This window comes from Bradyrhizobium sp. 23 (assembly GCF_023073295.1).
Lineage (GTDB): Bacteria > Pseudomonadota > Alphaproteobacteria > Rhizobiales > Xanthobacteraceae > Bradyrhizobium > Bradyrhizobium canariense_D.
Genome location: NZ_JADPJF010000011.1, coordinates 897 through 1502, shown reverse-complemented (window position 1 = coordinate 1502; position 606 = coordinate 897). Strand labels below are relative to the sequence as shown.

At 63.4% G+C, this 606-nt stretch carries 1 protein-coding gene; it reads right to left on the bottom strand.

The window, feature by feature from the left end:
- The coding region (locus IVB32_RS01970; RefSeq protein ID WP_247409656.1) for an IS66 family transposase at positions 1-606 on the bottom strand (606 nt) is incomplete at both ends.

The window sequence follows — 606 nt, the reverse complement described above, 5'->3', positions numbered from 1 at the left end:
TTTTTTCTGGTCAGGCAGACTGGCCGGATGGCGTTCTCGACCGGGTTCGTGTCGAGCTCGAGGCGCCCGTCTTCGAGGAAGCGGGTCAGCCCCTGCCAGTGATTGAGCGCGTAGCGGATGTCCTCGGCGAGCGTCGAACCGCTGGAGATCATCGACAGCTGTTTTTCGAACCACGACTTCAACGCGGCTACCATTGGCAGCGAGTGCTCCTTGCGCGCGGCCAACCGTATGTCCGGCGATGAGCCGCGCACCACGGCTTCGATGGCGTAAAGCTGTGCGATGTGCCGAACGGCGGCCTCGGCGATCGGCGATTTGCTGTTACGGGCCAATTTGACGAAGCGCCGGCGCAAATGGCTCCAGCAATGCACGAGCGTCCACGGCCCTTGCGGTCGAGCGACTTCGGTCAGCCGGTCATAACCGTCATAGGCGTCGCATTGCAGGAAGTGTCCGCAAAAGCCATCCAGGAACTGCTCCGCAAAGGAACCGCTGCGACCGGGGGCATATCGGAACAGCACGATCGGCGGACTTGGGCCGCTGTGGCCGCGGTCGTCGGAGACGATCGCCCAGAAGTACCCCTTCTTCGTGTGGCCTCGCCCGGGATCGAGC